Annotated in this window: 19 protein-coding genes and 1 other annotated feature; of the genes, 15 read left to right on the top strand and 4 right to left on the bottom strand. The window is 47.7% G+C overall.

Annotated elements, in window-relative coordinates:
- Positions 1 to 114 precede the first annotated feature (114 nt).
- Positions 115 to 810 carry a bacillithiol biosynthesis deacetylase BshB2 gene (gene bshB2 / locus CKW00_RS11520; RefSeq protein WP_095822692.1) on the bottom strand — a complete coding sequence of 232 codons (696 nt, stop codon included), beginning with the start codon at positions 808 to 810 and terminating at the stop codon, positions 115 to 117.
- 147 nt (positions 811 to 957) lie between these two features.
- Between bshB2 and CKW00_RS11515 the strand changes: the two genes are divergently transcribed.
- The 8 genes from CKW00_RS11515 to CKW00_RS11480 all read left to right on the top strand — a co-directional run bounded on the left by CKW00_RS11515 (position 958) and on the right by CKW00_RS11480 (position 7934).
- On the top strand, positions 958 to 1158 hold the full coding sequence (locus CKW00_RS11515) for a hypothetical protein (protein WP_008588461.1): 201 nt from the start codon (positions 958 to 960) through the stop codon (positions 1156 to 1158).
- Between the two features lie 285 nt (positions 1159 to 1443).
- Positions 1444 to 2931, top strand: coding sequence for an anthranilate synthase component I (gene trpE, locus CKW00_RS11510; protein WP_095822691.1), 1488 nt, complete (start codon positions 1444 to 1446; stop codon positions 2929 to 2931).
- Positions 2928 to 3947: an anthranilate phosphoribosyltransferase gene (gene trpD / locus CKW00_RS11505; RefSeq protein WP_008588465.1), complete on the top strand. Its 1020-nt coding sequence runs from the start codon at positions 2928 to 2930 to the stop codon at positions 3945 to 3947. Before trpE ends, trpD begins: the two co-directional genes overlap by 4 nt.
- Entirely contained in the window at positions 3937 to 4692 is a 756-nt protein-coding gene (trpC, locus tag CKW00_RS11500) for an indole-3-glycerol phosphate synthase TrpC (RefSeq protein WP_095822690.1), read from the top strand. The genes trpD and trpC overlap by 11 nt, the downstream gene beginning before the upstream one ends.
- Complete coding sequence (locus CKW00_RS11495) at positions 4692 to 5351, top strand: phosphoribosylanthranilate isomerase (protein ID WP_095822689.1); 660 nt, start codon at positions 4692 to 4694, stop codon at positions 5349 to 5351. The genes trpC and CKW00_RS11495 overlap by 1 nt, the downstream gene beginning before the upstream one ends.
- A complete protein-coding gene (trpB, locus tag CKW00_RS11490) occupies positions 5326 to 6513 on the top strand; it encodes a tryptophan synthase subunit beta (RefSeq protein ID WP_095822688.1) in 1188 nt (395 codons plus the stop codon). The genes CKW00_RS11495 and trpB overlap by 26 nt, the downstream gene beginning before the upstream one ends.
- Complete coding sequence (trpA, locus tag CKW00_RS11485) at positions 6510 to 7316, top strand: tryptophan synthase subunit alpha (protein WP_095822687.1); 807 nt, start codon at positions 6510 to 6512, stop codon at positions 7314 to 7316. The genes trpB and trpA overlap by 4 nt, the downstream gene beginning before the upstream one ends.
- A 36-nt stretch (positions 7317 to 7352) precedes the next feature.
- Complete coding sequence (locus CKW00_RS11480) at positions 7353 to 7934, top strand: anthranilate synthase component II (protein ID WP_095822686.1); 582 nt, start codon at positions 7353 to 7355, stop codon at positions 7932 to 7934.
- A 14-nt stretch (positions 7935 to 7948) separates the two neighbouring features.
- Here CKW00_RS11480 and CKW00_RS11475 read toward each other — a convergent pair whose 3' ends face one another.
- On the bottom strand, positions 7949 to 8251 hold the full coding sequence (locus CKW00_RS11475) for a hypothetical protein (protein WP_095822685.1): 303 nt from the start codon (positions 8249 to 8251) through the stop codon (positions 7949 to 7951).
- Positions 8252 to 8332: 81 nt separating this feature from the next.
- Complete coding sequence (locus tag CKW00_RS11470; RefSeq protein WP_233129778.1) at positions 8333 to 8482, bottom strand: anti-repressor SinI family protein; 150 nt, start codon at positions 8480 to 8482, stop codon at positions 8333 to 8335.
- 287 nt (positions 8483 to 8769) lie between these two features.
- Here CKW00_RS11470 and CKW00_RS11465 point away from each other — a divergent pair, with 287 nt between their 5' ends.
- The 7 genes from CKW00_RS11465 (at position 8770) to CKW00_RS11435 (ending at position 15217) form a co-directional block, all read left to right on the top strand.
- On the top strand, positions 8770 to 9054 hold the full coding sequence (locus CKW00_RS11465) for a GNAT family N-acetyltransferase (RefSeq protein ID WP_095822683.1): 285 nt from the start codon (positions 8770 to 8772) through the stop codon (positions 9052 to 9054).
- Between the two features lie 146 nt (positions 9055 to 9200).
- Positions 9201 to 9428: a binding site (T-box leader), on the top strand.
- A 69-nt stretch (positions 9429 to 9497) separates the two neighbouring features.
- Entirely contained in the window at positions 9498 to 10721 is a 1224-nt protein-coding gene (locus CKW00_RS11460) for an argininosuccinate synthase (RefSeq protein ID WP_095822682.1), read from the top strand.
- Positions 10714 to 12090, top strand: coding sequence for an argininosuccinate lyase (gene argH / locus CKW00_RS11455; protein ID WP_095822681.1), 1377 nt, complete (start codon positions 10714 to 10716; stop codon positions 12088 to 12090). Before CKW00_RS11460 ends, argH begins: the two co-directional genes overlap by 8 nt.
- 68 nt (positions 12091 to 12158) lie before the next feature.
- Positions 12159 to 12467, top strand: a complete 309-nt coding sequence (locus CKW00_RS11450) for a hypothetical protein (RefSeq protein ID WP_095822680.1) — start codon at positions 12159 to 12161, stop codon at positions 12465 to 12467.
- Between the two features lie 170 nt (positions 12468 to 12637).
- Complete coding sequence (locus CKW00_RS11445; RefSeq protein ID WP_095822679.1) at positions 12638 to 13432, top strand: ABC transporter ATP-binding protein; 795 nt, start codon at positions 12638 to 12640, stop codon at positions 13430 to 13432.
- Complete coding sequence (locus CKW00_RS11440; protein ID WP_095822678.1) at positions 13410 to 14168, top strand: ABC transporter permease; 759 nt, start codon at positions 13410 to 13412, stop codon at positions 14166 to 14168. Before CKW00_RS11445 ends, CKW00_RS11440 begins: the two co-directional genes overlap by 23 nt.
- 38 nt (positions 14169 to 14206) lie before the next feature.
- Positions 14207 to 15217 (top strand): aliphatic sulfonate ABC transporter substrate-binding protein, encoded by a 1011-nt coding sequence (locus tag CKW00_RS11435; RefSeq protein WP_198951636.1) that lies wholly within the window; start codon positions 14207 to 14209, stop codon positions 15215 to 15217.
- A gap of 67 nt (positions 15218 to 15284) precedes the next feature.
- Here the strand turns inward: CKW00_RS11435 and CKW00_RS11430 are convergent, their stop codons facing one another.
- A complete protein-coding gene (locus CKW00_RS11430) occupies positions 15285 to 16190 on the bottom strand; it encodes a TIGR01777 family oxidoreductase (protein WP_095822677.1) in 906 nt (301 codons plus the stop codon).
- Between the last annotated feature and the right edge of the window lie 17 nt (positions 16191 to 16207).

The following is a 16207-nucleotide window of genomic DNA, read 5'->3' as shown; positions in this document are numbered from 1 at the left end:
ATACAACGCCACCATCGCAAATTCTGCCTCTGGAGACTGGAAAGACCGATATCGAAAAAGCTCCGATCATCTTTTTACGATGATCGGAGTTTTTTTACTACGAGTCCGAGTTAGTTATGTCCCAGACCCTACGTTATCTTCTTTCCAGTTGTATGAATAGAATTGTTCACGGGTCACCCATTTCATAGCTTCCGGCTCCCCGCTTCTTACTCCTGCTTCGAGATCACTCAGGAGCTGCGATGTCTGGGAGTCGTGTGCTTTCAGTGTTCTCAGTTTCTGTTCCTGGACTTCCGAAATATCGTGGGATACATCCGGCTGCCCGAGATTTTCCTCCGTATTGTTCGCAAAAGCGAGAGCATAAAAAGAAGGGCGTTCTTCTTCTTTGATGTTCCGTAAGGCACGGACGACTGCACGGGCTGTCGCCTCGTGATCAGGGTGCACAGCATACCCCGGATAGAAACTTATGACGAGGGAAGGTTCCAGTTCTTCCAGCAGATCTTCCACCAGACCCTGGAGCTTATCATCATCTTCGAACTCGAGTGTTTTATCCCGGTATCCCATCATACGCAGATCGCTGAGTCCCATTTCTTCCGCTGCTTTCTGCAGTTCCTTTTTTCTTATTTCAGGAAGGGACTCTCTCGTGGCGAACGCCGGATTTCCGAGATTCCTTCCCATTTCTCCCAACGTGAGACATGCGTAGGTGACCGGAATCCCCTGGTTAATATACGAGGATATAGTGCCACTTACTCCGAATGCCTCATCGTCCGGATGTGGGAAAATAACTAATACCTGTTTTTCGTTCTTAAGCATACAGACTTCCTCCTTTAGCTATATTCATTATGATAGAAGTTTAAAGAAATATAAATTCATCTGCTTAAATGGATTCTTTGGAGAAAGCACGTTTGTTTAGATTACGGGATAAAAGGGTATTTTCAGAAAAAAGGAAGGAGCGGTACAATGAACCGTTACAAACTTGCCCGATTCCAGCAGGAATTCGCCGTCCTCGTTCAGGAGAGGGAAGAAACTGATGAGCTGCTGGTACTTCGTGAAAGGCTGGAAGCTTTTGCAGTGCCCGGAGAATTTCTTTATATTGATTTTGATGAAGTAGGCAATCTTAAAACCGTGGAAGTGGAACGTGATGAAGAACCGACACCCTGACGTGGTGATTATCGGTTCTGAATGAAGTGACGTATCCTGAAGAACAGAGGGAAACCTGCCTATAAGGTTGACTTTCAGTTCTGAATTTTATAAACTATTCGAAAGTTACATTATAAAGTCGAGAATGAGAGCAGTTGAGCTGAGAATTCAGGTGAGCCGAGAGAACGCAGATAAAGACGGACGTAAGGAGCTGTCTGAGGGCTGCGTCATATCCCCTGCACCACCACTCTCTTACATTCTTCATAATCTCATTCTCCATTCTGCAACTATGGAGAGGTGAGCCACTTGACTACTTATGAATCCTTCCGAAAAGATTCTGATCATTATCTTACTATTCCTGTGATGGAGACATTCACGACCGACACTATCACTCCGATTCACATGTTTGCGTCTCTTGAAAAAGAAGCGGTCTACATGCTTGAAAGTGGAGACAGGGAGTCGGAGTGGTCCAACTACTCCTTTATAGGCCTCGACCCCGCCTATACTATTTTTCAGGAAAAAGGGCGATTTTTCGTAAAAACTCTGGAAACAAAAGAAACTTCCGCATACGCATCGCTTGAAGAAGCGTATGAAGGTCTTTATGAATTTCTTCAGATCAAGATTCCGGAGACGCCTCTTCCGTTCAAGGGAGGGTGCGTAGGATATATATCCTACGATGCAGTTTCTGATTTTGAACCTGTGCCTCCCGTTAATGAAGATCAGGAAAACTATCATTTTGTGTTCTGTCGCACCATTATTGCTCATGAACACCGTACCGAAAAAACGACGGTCATTTCTTTTGCGGACGGGAAGTTCCCTGAATCTTCCTATCGAAACACCTGCGAACGCATTAATGAGGTGAAACGGTCGATTGTGAAAGGAAGTGTGTTTCCGGACTTCCTTATTGATGAAAACATCCGTCCGGCGGAAATGACTCTGACAAGTAATTTTACAAAAGACAGATACCTCGAAAGTGTACGTACTATCAAGGAGTATATTGAAGCGGGCGATATATTTCAGGCAGTGCTTTCCCAGCGTTTCCAGGCTGAAACGACACGTTCGGGCTTTGAACTGTACCGGGTCCTCAGAAAAGTGAACCCTTCCCCGTACATGTTTTATTTGAACTTCCCCCACATGGAAATAATAGGCAGCTCACCGGAAAGGTTACTGCGTGTGGAAAAAGGCCAGCTGGAAATCCATCCTATCGCCGGGACGAGAAAGCGAGGCGAAACGGAAGAGGAGGATAAAGAGCTGGCAGCCGATCTTCTGGCGGATGAGAAAGAGCAGGCAGAACACCGCATGCTCGTGGATCTTGCCAGGAATGATGTCGGACGGGTAGCTAAATACGGAACAGTGGATGTCCATGACTATATGACGATCGGACTTTTTGCAAAAGTAATGCATATCATCAGTAAAGTTACAGGAGAGATAAGAGAGGATATTTCCTCTATCGATGCTTTAACAGCCGCATTTCCGGCAGGGACACTTTCAGGAGCGCCGAAAGTAAGAGCAATGCAGATTCTGCGTGAACTGGAACCTTCCCCCCGACACGTGTACGGGGGCGGAGTGGTATATCTGGGTCTTGACGGAGACCTGGACTCCTGTATTGCCATCCGGACGATGGCGAAAATCGGTCAGCAGGTCTTTATCCAGGCCGGAGCTGGAGTCGTGGCCGATTCGGATCCTGAAGGGGAGTATGAGGAAACAGTGAAGAAAGCGAGTGCGTTGAAATATGCGCTGGCTGTAGCAGAGCAGGCATTTGAGACGAGAAGAGAAGGAGCGGAGAAGCAATGAACAAATTTTTGAACGACACCCTGGAAGGTAAAGTTTTTTCTGAACATGAAGCTTATGAGCTGATGCATTCGATAATGAACGGGGAAGTGACCACGGCCCAGCTGGCCGGTCTTCTCAGCCTTATGAAATATCGGGGAGAAACTTCAAGTGAAATCACAGGATTCGTCAAAGCGATGAGAGAACACATGAAAGAATTTCCGATGTCCGATTCCGATTTCGTGGATACGTGCGGTACGGGAGGCGATGGTGCATCCACTTACAATATTTCGACTGCCGTCTCGATTATTTTGGCCGGGATGGGGGTTAAAGTCGCAAAACATGGAAATCGTAAAGTGTCCTCCACGAGCGGAAGCGCGGATGTTATAGAAACTCTCGGTATCAGGGTGGACTCCACTCCGGATGAGGGAGCGGAAGCGCTCCGGGCTCAAGGTCTGACGTTTCTGTACGCCCCGGTTTATCATCCTGCGATGAAGCACGCAGCGAAAGCCCGGGAAGAACTGGGATTCCGCACGGTATTCAATCTGCTCGGCCCGATGAGCAACCCTGCAAATGCGAAAAGACAGCTGATAGGGGTGTATGATACGTCGTATGCCGAAAAGATGGCAGAAGCCCTTAAACAATTAGGGTCGGAACACGTACTGTTCGTAACAGGGCAGGATGGTCTTGATGAGATTACCATTACCGGTACGACGGACGTGGTGGAACTTAAAAATAACGAAATAACCAGATTCACAGTCCATCCCGCAGATTTCGGTTACAGTACTTTTCCGATTGAAGATGTTCAGATTGCATCATCGGATGAAAGCGCCGGTTTAATCCGGAACGTGTTGAAAGGTTCTGCGCCGGAAGCCGCTCAGGCTATTGCCGTAATGAATGCCGGCGCCGGCGTTTACGTTGCCGGAGGAGCTGAAACCATTGCCGACGGAGTAACACAGGTGAAGGAAGCGATTGCCGGTCAAAAAGTAGAACAGTTCTATGAACACCTGGCAGGAGGGAAGAGCAGTTATGCTGAATAAGATTCTGGAAGTGAAAAGAGAAGAAATCAGCAGGCTCACCCTTCCGGAACGTGAGGGAGAACCGTGTGTGCCGTTCGCTGATTCCCTGAAGAAGGGAGGATCGGCCGGACTGATCGCCGAAGTTAAAAAAGCGTCTCCTTCCAAAGGAGTAATACGCGAAGATTTCGACCCTGTGGCTATAGCGGAAGCTTATGAAGCAGGCGGAGCCCGTGCTATATCCGTATTGACCGATCAAACCTTTTTTCAGGGGAACCCTGAATATCTCACAGCGATTAAACAGCACGTGTCCCTGCCCGTAATGAGAAAGGACTTCATCATCGACTCGCTCCAGGTTCAGGAGAGCCGCCGATTAGGAGCAGATGCTATCCTGCTGATCGGGGAAGCGCTGGATGTGGGACAGTTGAAAAAGCTGTATGATGAAGCGCACAGTCTCGGCATGGAAGTGCTGGTCGAAGTGCATGCTTTAAAGACACTTCACGATATTCTGGACGTTTTCACGCCTGCAGTACTCGGTATCAACAATCGTGATCTGAACACGTTCCATACGAGCCTGACGCACACAGCTGCCATTGCCGAATCGGTACCTGAAAATTCTTTTCTCGTATCCGAAAGCGGAATCTATACGAGCGAACACGTAGCCGAGGTGAAGAAAGCCGGAGCGGGAGCGGTCCTTGTAGGTGAGTCGTTAATGAGACAGTCAAATGTGGAAGAAGCGGTGCGAGAGCTGCTGAAGGAGGAGAGATAATGGAACCACTTATTAAACTTTGCGGAAACCAGCGTGAGGCTGATGTGGAAAAGGGGGCATTTTCGCCTGCTACCCATTTAGGCTTTATCTTTGTGAAGTCGGCGGGAAGGTACGTTCTTCCTGAGAAAGCGGGCAGCTGGATTAAACGCATCAGACCTGCGCAAAAACTGGTAGGCGTATTCGTTAATCCGACTGTAGATGAAATTGATGAAGTGCTGAGATTTGTACCTCTCGATGTTATACAACTGCACGGTAACGAGACGGTTTCGGAACTCCTGAAAATCAAGGAAACTTTTCCTATGCCCGTATGGAAAGCTATCCCTCACCAGAAGGACGGTCTGGCGACGATGAAGCTGTTCAGCGGGGTGGCTGAAGGCTTCGTTGTGGATTCCAAAGTGAAGGGAGCACACGGCGGCACGGGCGTCAGCTTCGACTGGGAAGCCATCCCTGCTTATCAGCAGGAAGCGAACAGTCAGAATGTGCCGTGTCTGATGGCGGGAGGTATTACTCCCGAAAATATTAAAGAATTGATGACTTACTCTCCGGAAGGCGTAGACATTTCAAGCGGAATTGAAACAGACGGACGTAAGGATTTCCATAAAATTCAGGTGATTACGAAAGAGGTGACGGGTCATGCTTACAAATTTGCCAAATCTTAAAGGGAGATTCGGGGACTTTGGCGGAAAATACGTGCCGGAAACGCTGATGGCGCCGCTGGAGGAACTGGAATCCGCGCTTGATGAAGCGATGGAAGACGAGACTTTCCTGAAACAGTATGAACACGATCTGAAAGAATATGCCGGCCGTCCGACTCCGCTGACGTATGCGGATAAACTGACCGCTGAACTGGGAGGCGCCCATATTTACCTGAAGCGGGAAGACCTTCTTCACACAGGAGCACATAAATTGAATAACGCTCTCGGTCAGGCTCTTCTGGCCAAACGTATGGGTAAAGATAAAATCATAGCTGAGACCGGGGCAGGGCAGCATGGTGTCGCCTCTGCGACCGTAGCGGCAAAGCTCGGACTTACCTGCAAGGTATTTATGGGGGAAGAGGATATCCGGAGACAGGAACTGAACGTGTTCCGGATGAAACTTCTCGGTGCGGAAGTGGTTCCTGTTTCAAGCGGGAACGGTACATTAAAAGACGCTACAAACGAAGCGATCCGCTACTGGGTGGCGAACTGTGACGACCATTTCTATCTGATCGGTTCCGTCGTCGGGCCTCACCCTTATCCGAGAATGGTGAGGAATTTCCAGCGTATTATCGGTGATGAGACGAAAGAGCAGATGACACGGAAAGCTGACAGGATTTATGCATGTGTCGGAGGCGGAAGTAACGCCATCGGTATGTTTTATCCGTATTTGGAGGAAGACGTGGAACTCATCGGTATTGAAGCTGCCGGAAAAGGGATAAATACTTCGGAACACGCGGCCACTCTTACAAAAGGAACACCCGGAGTGATCCACGGGTCTCTCACTTATCTGATGCAGGATGAGAATGGACAGATTACAGAGCCGTATTCCATTTCAGCGGGCCTCGATTATCCGGGGATCGGTCCGGAGCATGCAAATCTTTTCAGAACGAAGCGGGTCCGGTATGAATCGATCACCGATGAAGAGGCTCTCGGAGCAGTGAAGCAGCTCTCCCGGGCTGAAGGTATCATTCCTGCGATCGAATCCGCTCACGCAGTCGCCCAGGCGATAAAGGAAGCGAAGGAGATGTCCGTGGAAGAGACTATCGTTATCAATGTCTCCGGCCGGGGAGATAAAGACATGGCGACGCTTATGGAACATTTTACGGAGGAGGGACTGCAATGATGACTCAGAGGACGATGTTTCAGGGAAAGCTGACCAGGGAGAAAGACCTGTTCATCCCTTTTATAGTTGCGGGTGATCCTCATCCGGATAAAACCGTCCAATATGCACTCCGCCTTCAGGAAGAAGGAGCGGATGTACTGGAGCTTGGGGTCCCATATTCCGACCCTCTGGCGGATGGACCAGTCATTCAAAAAGCGGCCAAACGGGCGCTTGATGCGGGGATGTCTTTGAAAAAAGCAGTGGAGATGGTTCCGACACTGAGAAAAGCGGGAGTATCCATCCCGGTCGTCATCTTTACGTACTACAATCCCGTACTTCAATACGGCCACGATAAGTTTATAGAAGCTCTTGAGCAAAACGGAGTGGAAGGACTGCTTATCCCGGATCTTCCTCTCGAAGAAAGTGAAGACCTGAACGAGCGAACTAAGCAGAAGAACATAGAACTTATTTCGCTTGTGGCTCCTACTTCCGAAGCGAGAATCAAAAGAATAGCGGAGCAGGCCCGCGGTTTTCTTTATTGTGTATCCAGCCTGGGTGTTACGGGGGAGAGGAAAGAGATAGCTCCCGAAACACTTGCTTTTATAGAAAAAGTGAAAGAATACAGTAGTGTTCCCGTGGCGGTCGGCTTCGGTATCTCCTCGTATGATCAGGTGGAGCTGATGAAGAAACATGCAGACGGGTACATTATAGGAAGTAAAATAGTGAAGATGATTGAGGCCAGTGTGGAAACAGAGAAAAATACAGACGAAAAAAGAGGGTTGGAACAGTTTTCGGAAGAATTGCGAAAACTCGTGCACGGGTAACGGTATTCAGAATTAGCAGAGAGGAGCAGAGCAGAGATGATCTACATGATCGACCATTATGATTCGTTCACTTATAATCTCGTTCAATACATCGGGGAACTGGGAGCAGAAGTGGTGGTTCGCCGCCCTGAGGAGGTATCGCCGCAGGAAATCAGGGAGCTGGTTCCCGAACTTATAGTTCTCTCGCCCGGACCACAATCCCCGGAAAAAATGCCGCGCACTCAGGAGATCATCCGCATATTTCATAAAGAAATCCCTATATTCGGAGTGTGTCTCGGTCACCAGGCGCTTGCTTATTACTTCGGGGGCTCGATAATCCGTGCGGACCGCCTGATGCACGGGAAAGCTTCCGAAATCGATCATGACGGGCACACTGTATTCGCAGGTCTGTCGACGCCTTTGACTGCAATGCGCTACCATTCTCTTATAGTGGACCTGCCGACACTACCGCCATGTTTTGATGTTACGGCTGCCACTTCCGAAGGGACAGTGATGGGAATCAGGCATAGAGATTATCCTCTGGAGGGGGTCCAGTTTCACCCTGAATCAATCGGCACCGTGGAGGGGAAACGATTAGTCAGAAATATGCTTCAAGCGTATACTGCGGTGAAAATGTGAAAAAGCGCCTCGCTTCAGAGGCGCTTTTTTTCGTTCGAAGAAGAGATTTCAGCTACTGTGAACGCCAGTTCCTCATTTCCGAAAGCGGAAAGGACGTCCAGTAGAAGTTCCTCCTGAACGCCTTCCGACTCTTTTGCGGGAACCGTATCTTTGAGCATCTCTGTCAAAAGAGGACTGACTTCCTGATGAGGGTAAGCCGTCTGATAAACTTCCACTGCGTTTTCCCCGTGGTCGACACACCACTGGGCAAACAGCAAAATCATCATTTTCTCCTCTTCTTTATATTTCTGTATGATCCATTCGTCTTTTTCGTTCATAAAAAAACCTCCTGATAATTATTATAGGAGACCTTCAGTAATTAGTATAGGGAGAGTGGGGGTGCTTGTTGATTGTCAGATTTACTGGATCACCGTTATATTTTTAGGTGATTCCTCCTGACCGCCGGTGTTAAGAAATTTGCTGATTTCTTCCGGTGAGAGTCCGAGGTTCCGGGCTTCCTGCATCAGTTCCACCCATTCCATATCCAGTTTTTTATTCAAGTAAATCACACCCCACTCTATAGGATGACTTCATTATAACGCTTTTATCTGACAAAATAAACACAAATTTTTGTATTTATCAGAAAATTTATGTTCTCTTTTTGGTTTTTGGCAGAGAGGAAATGGTTTATACTTAATAGTGTATACAAAACATTTAACCAGCAGGGAGCAGTGATGTATAAGAAACAACACTTTTATCGGTAGAAAAGAGGTGGCGGAGAGGTGCTTCCTCTTACGGGAGAATCTTGGAGTCGGAACGATTTATTCCTACAATCAATCGAAAGGAGTAGTTGGTTATGAAACTGTATCAGGACGATAAACGTTTTTTCGCAGGAGACAGCGACAATCCGGAAGCTTACATCCATTTCGAGAAATTCGGGGATGATAAGCTTATAGTCGACCACACGTATGTCGGCGAATCGATGAGAGGCCAGGGGGCAGGAAAGCAGCTGGTGGAAGCTGTAGTAAACTATGCGAGAGAAGAAAATAAAAAAATCGTCGCTCACTGTCCTTACACACGCGATGTCCTGACGAATAACGAAGAATATCATGATGTATTCATTGGAATTCATACTTCCTGATCCCCAAAACAGCGCTTTTGCCACGTAGGCAGGAGCGCTTTTTTAGAAAGAAAAATATTTAATGAAGTGCCAGGTATAAAAATATTAGGGTACCTTGTTGACAGGTTCGAATAAAAATGTATAATTATGAATAAATAATAATAAAAATACATTCAGCGAAAAAGTAAGTATTTCAGTCGAAGACTCCAGCGAACCGGCGGATGGTGGAAGCCCGGTGTACGGAAGCTGAAAGAAACGCACTTTGGAGAAGTTCCGGTGAAAATAAGTAGCCGGAACCGGGTTCCCGCCCGTTATCCCGTGACGAGCCGGCCCTTTACTGTCAGAGACAGGGAGGGCAACGAGAGTGGTACCGCGGATATACGTCCGTCTCTTTATGAAGAGGCGGATTTTTCTTATTGCAGATCAAACGATTATTGAAAATAACTATAAGGAGGAAGATATTCATGACTAAACCTAAAGTAGTACTTGCATATTCCGGAGGGCTGGACACTTCCATATCGGTTAAATGGATTCAGGAAAAATACGATTACGACGTAATTGCACTAGGTATCGATGTCGGAGAGGGGAAGGATCTTGAGACGATCAGACAGAAAGCGCTCGATGTCGGGGCAGTTAAAGCGATCATGATAGAGGGGAAAGAACTGCTCGCCGAAGAGTACTTAATGCCCGCGCTGAAAGCGAATACGCTCTACGAAGGGAAATATCCGCTCTCATCCGCCTTATCGAGACCCCTCATTTCCAAACTGCTGGTTGAAGTAGCGGAACAGGAAGGGGCAGTAGCCGTAGCACACGGGTGTACCGGAAAAGGAAACGACCAGGTCAGGTTTGAGCTGTCCATTCAGGCTCTGAATCCGGAATTGGAAGTCATCGCACCCGTCAGAGAATGGGGGATGACGAGGGATGAGCAGATAGGTTATGCAGAAGAGAAAGGTATACCGATTCCGGTAAACCTTGAAAATCCTTTTTCCATCGATGCGAATATCTGGGGGAGAGCCTGTGAAGCGGGTGTTCTGGAAGATCCATGGCAGGAAGCACCTGAAGCAGCATATGACTGGACAAACCCGGTGGAAGACACGCCGGATACCCCTGAAACGATCGAAATCTCCTTTGAACAGGGAAAGCCTGTGAGTCTGAGCGGAGAAGCGCTCGGACTCGTCGATCTGATTGAGAAACTGAATGTTCTTGGAGGAGAGCATGGAGTCGGGCGGATAGATCATACGGAGAACAGACTGGTAGGGATCAAGTCGAGAGAAGTGTATGAAAATCCGGCAGCCATGATTCTTATTAACGCCCATAAAGAACTCGAGTCGCTTACACTCACGAGGGAAGTGGCTCACTACAAACCCCAGGTGGAACAGCAGCTGTCCCAGGTGGTATATGACGGACTCTGGTATTCTCCGCTCAGAACAGCCCTGCAGGCATTTGTGGAAGATACTCAGCAGTTTGTAACGGGAACAGTGAAAATCAAGCTGTTCAAAGGGCACCATCAGGTCATCGGTAAGCAGTCCCCTGTAAGTCTTTATAACGAAGAATTATCGACCTATTCAAAAGAAGATGCTTTCGATCATAATGCTGCCGTAGGTTTCATCAAATTGTGGGGGCTTCCTACAAAAGTGCATGCGGATGTGCATAATAAGAAGAAATATCTGGTGACAGTGGATGAGTAAGCTTTGGGGCGGAAGATTCACGAAGCAGACGGACGAACTGGTCGAGGAGTATACAGCCTCGATCAGTTTTGATAAAAAACTGGCGGTATTCGATATTGAAGGAAGTAAGGCTCACGTGCGTATGCTCGGGACTCAGGGAATCATTCCGACGGAAGAAGCCCGGCAGATCGGTGAGGGACTGGATAAAATCCTCTCCAGAATAGAGAAGGAAGAAGTTGAATATTCCGTAGCTGATGAAGATATCCATATGAATATCGAACATATGCTTATTGACGAAATAGGACCTGTGGGCGGAAAACTTCATACGGGGCGGAGCCGTAATGACCAGGTGGCTACAGATATGCATCTGTATCTGAGAGAAAAGACGAAGAAGCTCATTGAACTTGTAGAGACCGTCCAGCAGGCGATCGTCGGGCAGGCGGGATCGAATGTGGAGACGATGATCCCCGGGTATACTCACCTGCAGCGGGCCCAGCCGATTTCTTTTGCCCATCATATCCTCGCTTATTTCTGGATGTTCGAGAGAGATAAAGAAAGACTGCAGGACAGTCTGAAACGTGTGAACTGGTCGCCTCTCGGGGCAGCGGCACTGGCCGGAACGACGTATCCGATCGATCGCCGTGAAACAGCAGAGGCTCTCGGTTTCGAAAAGGTATATCCGAATTCTCTCGACGCAGTGAGCGACAGGGATTTTATTCTTGAATTTCTTTCGGACGCTTCTATATTGATTATGCATATCTCCCGGCTGTCCGAGGAACTGGTAATGTGGAGCAGCGAAGAATTCCAATTCGTGGAACTGGATGATGCTTTCTGTACCGGTTCAAGTATTATGCCACAGAAGAAGAACCCCGACGTCCCTGAACTGCTGCGGGGGAAGACAGGAAGAATCTACGGAAACCTGATGGGACTTTTAACACTGCTGAAGGGGCTGCCTCTTGCTTACAATAAAGATATGCAGGAAGACAAAGAAGGGATGTTCGACACAGTGGAGACGTTGGAGGGTGCCCTCTCCCTTCTTGCCCCGATGCTTGAGACGATGGAAGTCAATAAGCATAGAACGGACAGTTCCGTAAAAAGTGATTATTCCAATGCCACTGATATGGCGGATTATCTTGCGGTAAAAGGTCTTCCATTCCGTGAAGCGCATGAAATCATCGGTAAAATCGTCCTGTACGCTATTCAGGAAGAGAAGTATCTGCTTGATTTGACACTGGAAGAATTCAAAGAATTCTCGGAACTGATCGACGAGGATATTTTTGAAAAACTGGCCCCTGATCAGGTGATAGCAGCCAGAAAAAGTGAGGGCGGCACGGGATTTGACCAGGTGAGAGAACAGTTGAAATCTGCTGAAGAGCACTTGTCTTTCTAAGGAAGGCAAGTGTTTTATTATTGGGAAAAGGGAAGAGGATACTACGTCATACAGTCAGGAGGAGAACAATGAAACAGGTGATCGCGTATTTTGCAAATGAAAATGATGCCGAAAGCGCTCTGACTTCGCTTAAGAAGTATAAGGTGGAGAAAGAAAGAGTCGAAGAGATACCGCAGGATTCAAAACTTGACCGCGTCATCCCTTTCACTTCCGGAGGGTTCCAGGCGGACGTTGCGGAGTATGGGGAAACTTTTAACGAAGCACTTGGAAAAAAAGGAAAAGAAGTCACCCACCTCCTTCAGTTCGAAGTCGACGAGGATGATCACGAAGGAGCACTAAAAGTGCTGCAAGAGCATGGAGCAATGAAAAAAGAATAGATGGACGTAATTATTTAAGTGAAACATCTCCATTATCGGAGCAGCAGCCTCCGGTAGTGGAGTTTTTTTAATTACATAGTAAACTTATAGGAATAGTGTTGACATGCGCATCGTTTTTATTTAAAATTTAATGCTAAGTAAACAAGTAGGTTTAAAAAGGGAGGGAGCACATGTTTTTGGAGTTTGAAGACATTGGAAAACGCTTTGGCGAAGCAACGGAAAACGAGTTCGAAGTATTCAAGGGAGTCAATATAAGTATTGAGAATAACCAGTTCGTTTCTATTCTCGGACCGTCCGGCTGCGGAAAGTCGACGCTATTATCGATGGTGGCGGGACTTGAGGATACCTCCGAAGGGGCGATTAAGCTCGAGGGACAGGAAATAACAGGGCCTGATCCGGAAAGAGGGATGGTATTTCAGCAGCCGTCGCTGTTTCCATGGCTGACCGTCCGGGAGAACGTTATGTTTCCCCTGAAGAAGAAAAGGTCAAAAAAAGAAGCCGAAGCGCGTGCCGAACATTTTTTGAAAATGGTGCACCTCAGTTCTTCCAGTTCCAGATATACATATGAACTTTCCGGCGGTATGCAGCAGCGGGTGGCTATTGCAAGGGCCCTTGCCATGGACCCGAAAGTTCTTTTGATGGACGAGCCTTTTGGTGCTCTTGATGAACAGACGAGGCACATTCTTCATAGAGAGCTTTTATCCATATGGGAAGAAACGAGAAAAACGATTCTTTTTGTTACTCACAGTATTCAGGAGGCGATCAAACTGTCGGACAGGGTGATTGTAATGGGCACGAGACCGGGAAGGATCATTGCCGATTTCAGCATTGATGTGCCACGACCGCGGGCGCGCGATGATGAGAAAGTTATCGGTTGGGAAAAACATGTGATGGAACTGCTCGAGAAAGAGATAGACAAAGTACTGAAAGAGGAACTGGATAATGAATCTGTCTCTTATAACTAAACGGATCGTTTTTCTCGTTGTCGTTGCAGGTATTTGGCAGGGTATTTATGCCCTGAACATTTTTGAAGATATAATATTTCCTTCTCCTCTTACGGTAGTCTCCTCCCTCTACGAAGGATTTGCAGATGGTGATCTTGTTACAGCTCTCGGTGCGAGTTTCAGACATCTGTTTTCGGGACTGATTCTGGCCATTTTATTCGGAACAGTGCTCGGGGTTCTCCTCGGCAAGTCCAGAGAAGCGGACGAAACGGCAGGGATGTATCTTGTAGCTCTGCAAAGTATTCCAAGTATCGTATGGGTCCCGCTCGCTATTATGATTTTCGGCTTTTCGGAAGCTGCTGTCGTATTTGTAGTGGTGCTCGGAGGCACGTTCGTAATGGCGTTGAATGTGCGTTCGGCAATCAGAAGTGTACCACCGCACTTATTACGTGCAGCAAGAACGATGGGAGTGAGCGGAATGTCCCAGTTTTTCCGGGTGGAGATTCCGGCCAGTGTCCCTTACTTTATGTCGGGGCTCCGCCTTGCGTGGGCTTTCAGCTGGAGGGCATTGATGGCCGGGGAATTGCTGAGTAACGGTCCGGGTCTCGGTTATTCCCTCCGCTATGCTCAGGATTATGCAAGGATGGATCAGGTGATCGGGATTATCATTATCATCGGGGTTATAGGTGCTGTCGTGGATCAGCTCGTATTTTCGAAGCTGGAGAAAAACGTAATGAAACGATGGGGAATTTTATAGAATACTGGAATGATTGCCTAAAAAAAGGAGTGGAGAATTTGAAAAAAATTATTTATATGACCGCAGTCGGCTTTTTACTCATAGTCCTTAGTGCGTGTGGCAGCAGTGAATCAGAAGCAGGTGGCGAAGAAAAGGAGGCGGATGAAATTACTGTCGGTTATTTTCCGAATATTAATCATGCAGCCGGCATGGTCGCTGAAGAAAAGGAAATGTATCAGGAGCAGTTGCCTGACGGAACGAAGGTGAATTATCAGTATTTTCCTGACGGTTCCGCTTTTATGACAGCGGTGGAGACCGGAGAAATTGAAGGCGGAATAGTAGGTCCCGGTCCTGCAATGAATCACTACGTAAGCGGGGCGGCAATCAATGTGGTAGCAGCCGGTTCCAAAGGAGGGACCGTGATTATGGCCAGAAATGACAGTAATATTTCAACTCCGGAAGATCTTAAAGGGAAGACGTTCATCTCCCCTCGGGTAGGATGTACGCACGATGTCCAGTTCGAAACGATGATGAAGGAAGAATTCGGAATGACTTCGGAACGTGTGCAGGGAGACATGAAGCATGTGACCGGGAAGCCGGCCACTTATGCGAGTATGTTCGAAGCCGGGAAAGTAGATGCGGCTACGGTGCCGGAGCCCTGGGCTTCTGTTATTGAAGCCGAAGGAAGCGGTAAAGTTCTCGTGGACACTCCGGAAGTGGCATTCGGAGAGACGTTACCTGCAGCTGTATTTGTAACCTCGGAGAAACTGAAAGAGAAGAGTCCGGAACTCGTCCAAAATCTGGTGGATGCCCACAAACAGGCTACAGACTTCATTAACGAAAACCCGGAAGAAGCAAAAACGATTGCTCAGGATAAGATCAAGGAAATTACTGATCAGGGGCTGGAAAAAGAAGTTATTGACGGTGCCTGGGAGAGGATCGATTTTTCATATGAAGTGGATGAAAGCGTACTTCAGGATTTTGCAAACTCTTCCTATAACCTGAAATTTCTGGAAGAGAGACCGGATCTTACAGGTCTCGTAGATAAGAAGTTTCTGAAAAACGGATGATCGTCAATGAAGAGAAAAACGTGAAGGTCTGCAACAAAAGCAGATCTTCACGTTTTTTATAATTGTTTTATTTTTTCAGTATGGAGTGCAGGGCCCCGTGAACATCCGAATAATGGAACTGATAATCGTGCGCCTTCAATTTTTGAGGGTAGACGGCCTGACCGTTCAGCACGAGTGTGCTCATTTCTCCTAATGTTTTACTTATAAAGACGCCAGGCACATGGCACCAGTGCGGTCGTTCAAGAACTTCCCCAAGTGTACGAAGAAAGTCTTCATTACGTTTGGGGGTAGGAGCGGTCACATTGAGAGCATTTTCGATGGAACTGTTATGAATGGCTTCATCAATGGCCCCGACCACATCATCAATGTGCACCCACGACATCCATTGCTCTCCGTTTCCGAGTCTGCCACCGACAAAATACTTGTAAGGAAGTTTCATGAGGGGCAGTACTCCTTCCGTACCGAGAATCAGCCCGAAGCGGGCATATACTGTGCGGACTCCTTTCAGTTTCGCCTGACTGGCAGTCGCTTCCCAGTCTTTGGTTACACTGGCGAGGAAGCCGTTCCCCGGTTCTTCCGTGTTTTCCGTGAATGACTTGTATACGGAAGTCCCGTAGAAACCTACCGCCGAGCCGTTCACGAGTACATCCGGAGTCTTATCGAGGTTTTCGATAAGAGAGAGCACGCCGTTCGTCGCGTCAATCCGGCTCTGTCTTATGAGTTTTTTCCTTTCGGGGGTCCACCTGCCTCCTGCGAGAGAGGCTCCTGCAAGGTTAATGATGGCGTCTACGTTCTGTAACTCACGTTCGGGAGTGTACTCCTCTTTCAGCCAGCCTACGTAACGGACATTTTCCCTGTCTTCATGATTTTCCGGGTGTCTCGTTAAAATGGATACGTGATCTCCCTTTGACGTGAAGTGTTCAGTCAGGTGCTGACCTACAAATCCTGTGCCTCCGGCAATAACTATGTTCATCTGTGAATCCTCCTTAT

Origin of the sequence: Salimicrobium humidisoli (genome assembly GCF_002295105.1) — a bacterium.
GTDB lineage: Bacteria > Bacillota > Bacilli > Bacillales > Halobacillaceae > Salimicrobium > Salimicrobium humidisoli.
Note: the sequence above shows the minus strand (reverse complement) of the source record. Positions and strands in the feature narration are given on the sequence as shown.

Coding starts and splice junctions, on each gene's coding strand:
- bshB2 (WP_095822692.1), bottom strand. CDS start 810: ATGCTTAAGAACGAAAAACAGGTATTAGTTATTTTCCCACATCCGGAC.
- CKW00_RS11515 (WP_008588461.1), top strand. CDS start 958: ATGAACCGTTACAAACTTGCCCGATTCCAGCAGGAATTCGCCGTCCTC.
- trpD (WP_008588465.1), top strand. CDS start 2,928: ATGAACAAATTTTTGAACGACACCCTGGAAGGTAAAGTTTTTTCTGAA.
- trpC (WP_095822690.1), top strand. CDS start 3,937: ATGCTGAATAAGATTCTGGAAGTGAAAAGAGAAGAAATCAGCAGGCTC.
- CKW00_RS11495 (WP_095822689.1), top strand. CDS start 4,692: ATGGAACCACTTATTAAACTTTGCGGAAACCAGCGTGAGGCTGATGTG.
- trpB (WP_095822688.1), top strand. CDS start 5,326: ATGCTTACAAATTTGCCAAATCTTAAAGGGAGATTCGGGGACTTTGGC.
- trpA (WP_095822687.1), top strand. CDS start 6,510: ATGATGACTCAGAGGACGATGTTTCAGGGAAAGCTGACCAGGGAGAAA.
- CKW00_RS11480 (WP_095822686.1), top strand. CDS start 7,353: ATGATCTACATGATCGACCATTATGATTCGTTCACTTATAATCTCGTT.
- CKW00_RS11475 (WP_095822685.1), bottom strand. CDS start 8,251: ATGAACGAAAAAGACGAATGGATCATACAGAAATATAAAGAAGAGGAG.
- CKW00_RS11465 (WP_095822683.1), top strand. CDS start 8,770: ATGAAACTGTATCAGGACGATAAACGTTTTTTCGCAGGAGACAGCGAC.
- CKW00_RS11460 (WP_095822682.1), top strand. CDS start 9,498: ATGACTAAACCTAAAGTAGTACTTGCATATTCCGGAGGGCTGGACACT.
- argH (WP_095822681.1), top strand. CDS start 10,714: ATGAGTAAGCTTTGGGGCGGAAGATTCACGAAGCAGACGGACGAACTG.
- CKW00_RS11450 (WP_095822680.1), top strand. CDS start 12,159: ATGAAACAGGTGATCGCGTATTTTGCAAATGAAAATGATGCCGAAAGC.
- CKW00_RS11445 (WP_095822679.1), top strand. CDS start 12,638: ATGTTTTTGGAGTTTGAAGACATTGGAAAACGCTTTGGCGAAGCAACG.
- CKW00_RS11440 (WP_095822678.1), top strand. CDS start 13,410: ATGAATCTGTCTCTTATAACTAAACGGATCGTTTTTCTCGTTGTCGTT.
- CKW00_RS11430 (WP_095822677.1), bottom strand. CDS start 16,190: ATGAACATAGTTATTGCCGGAGGCACAGGATTTGTAGGTCAGCACCTG.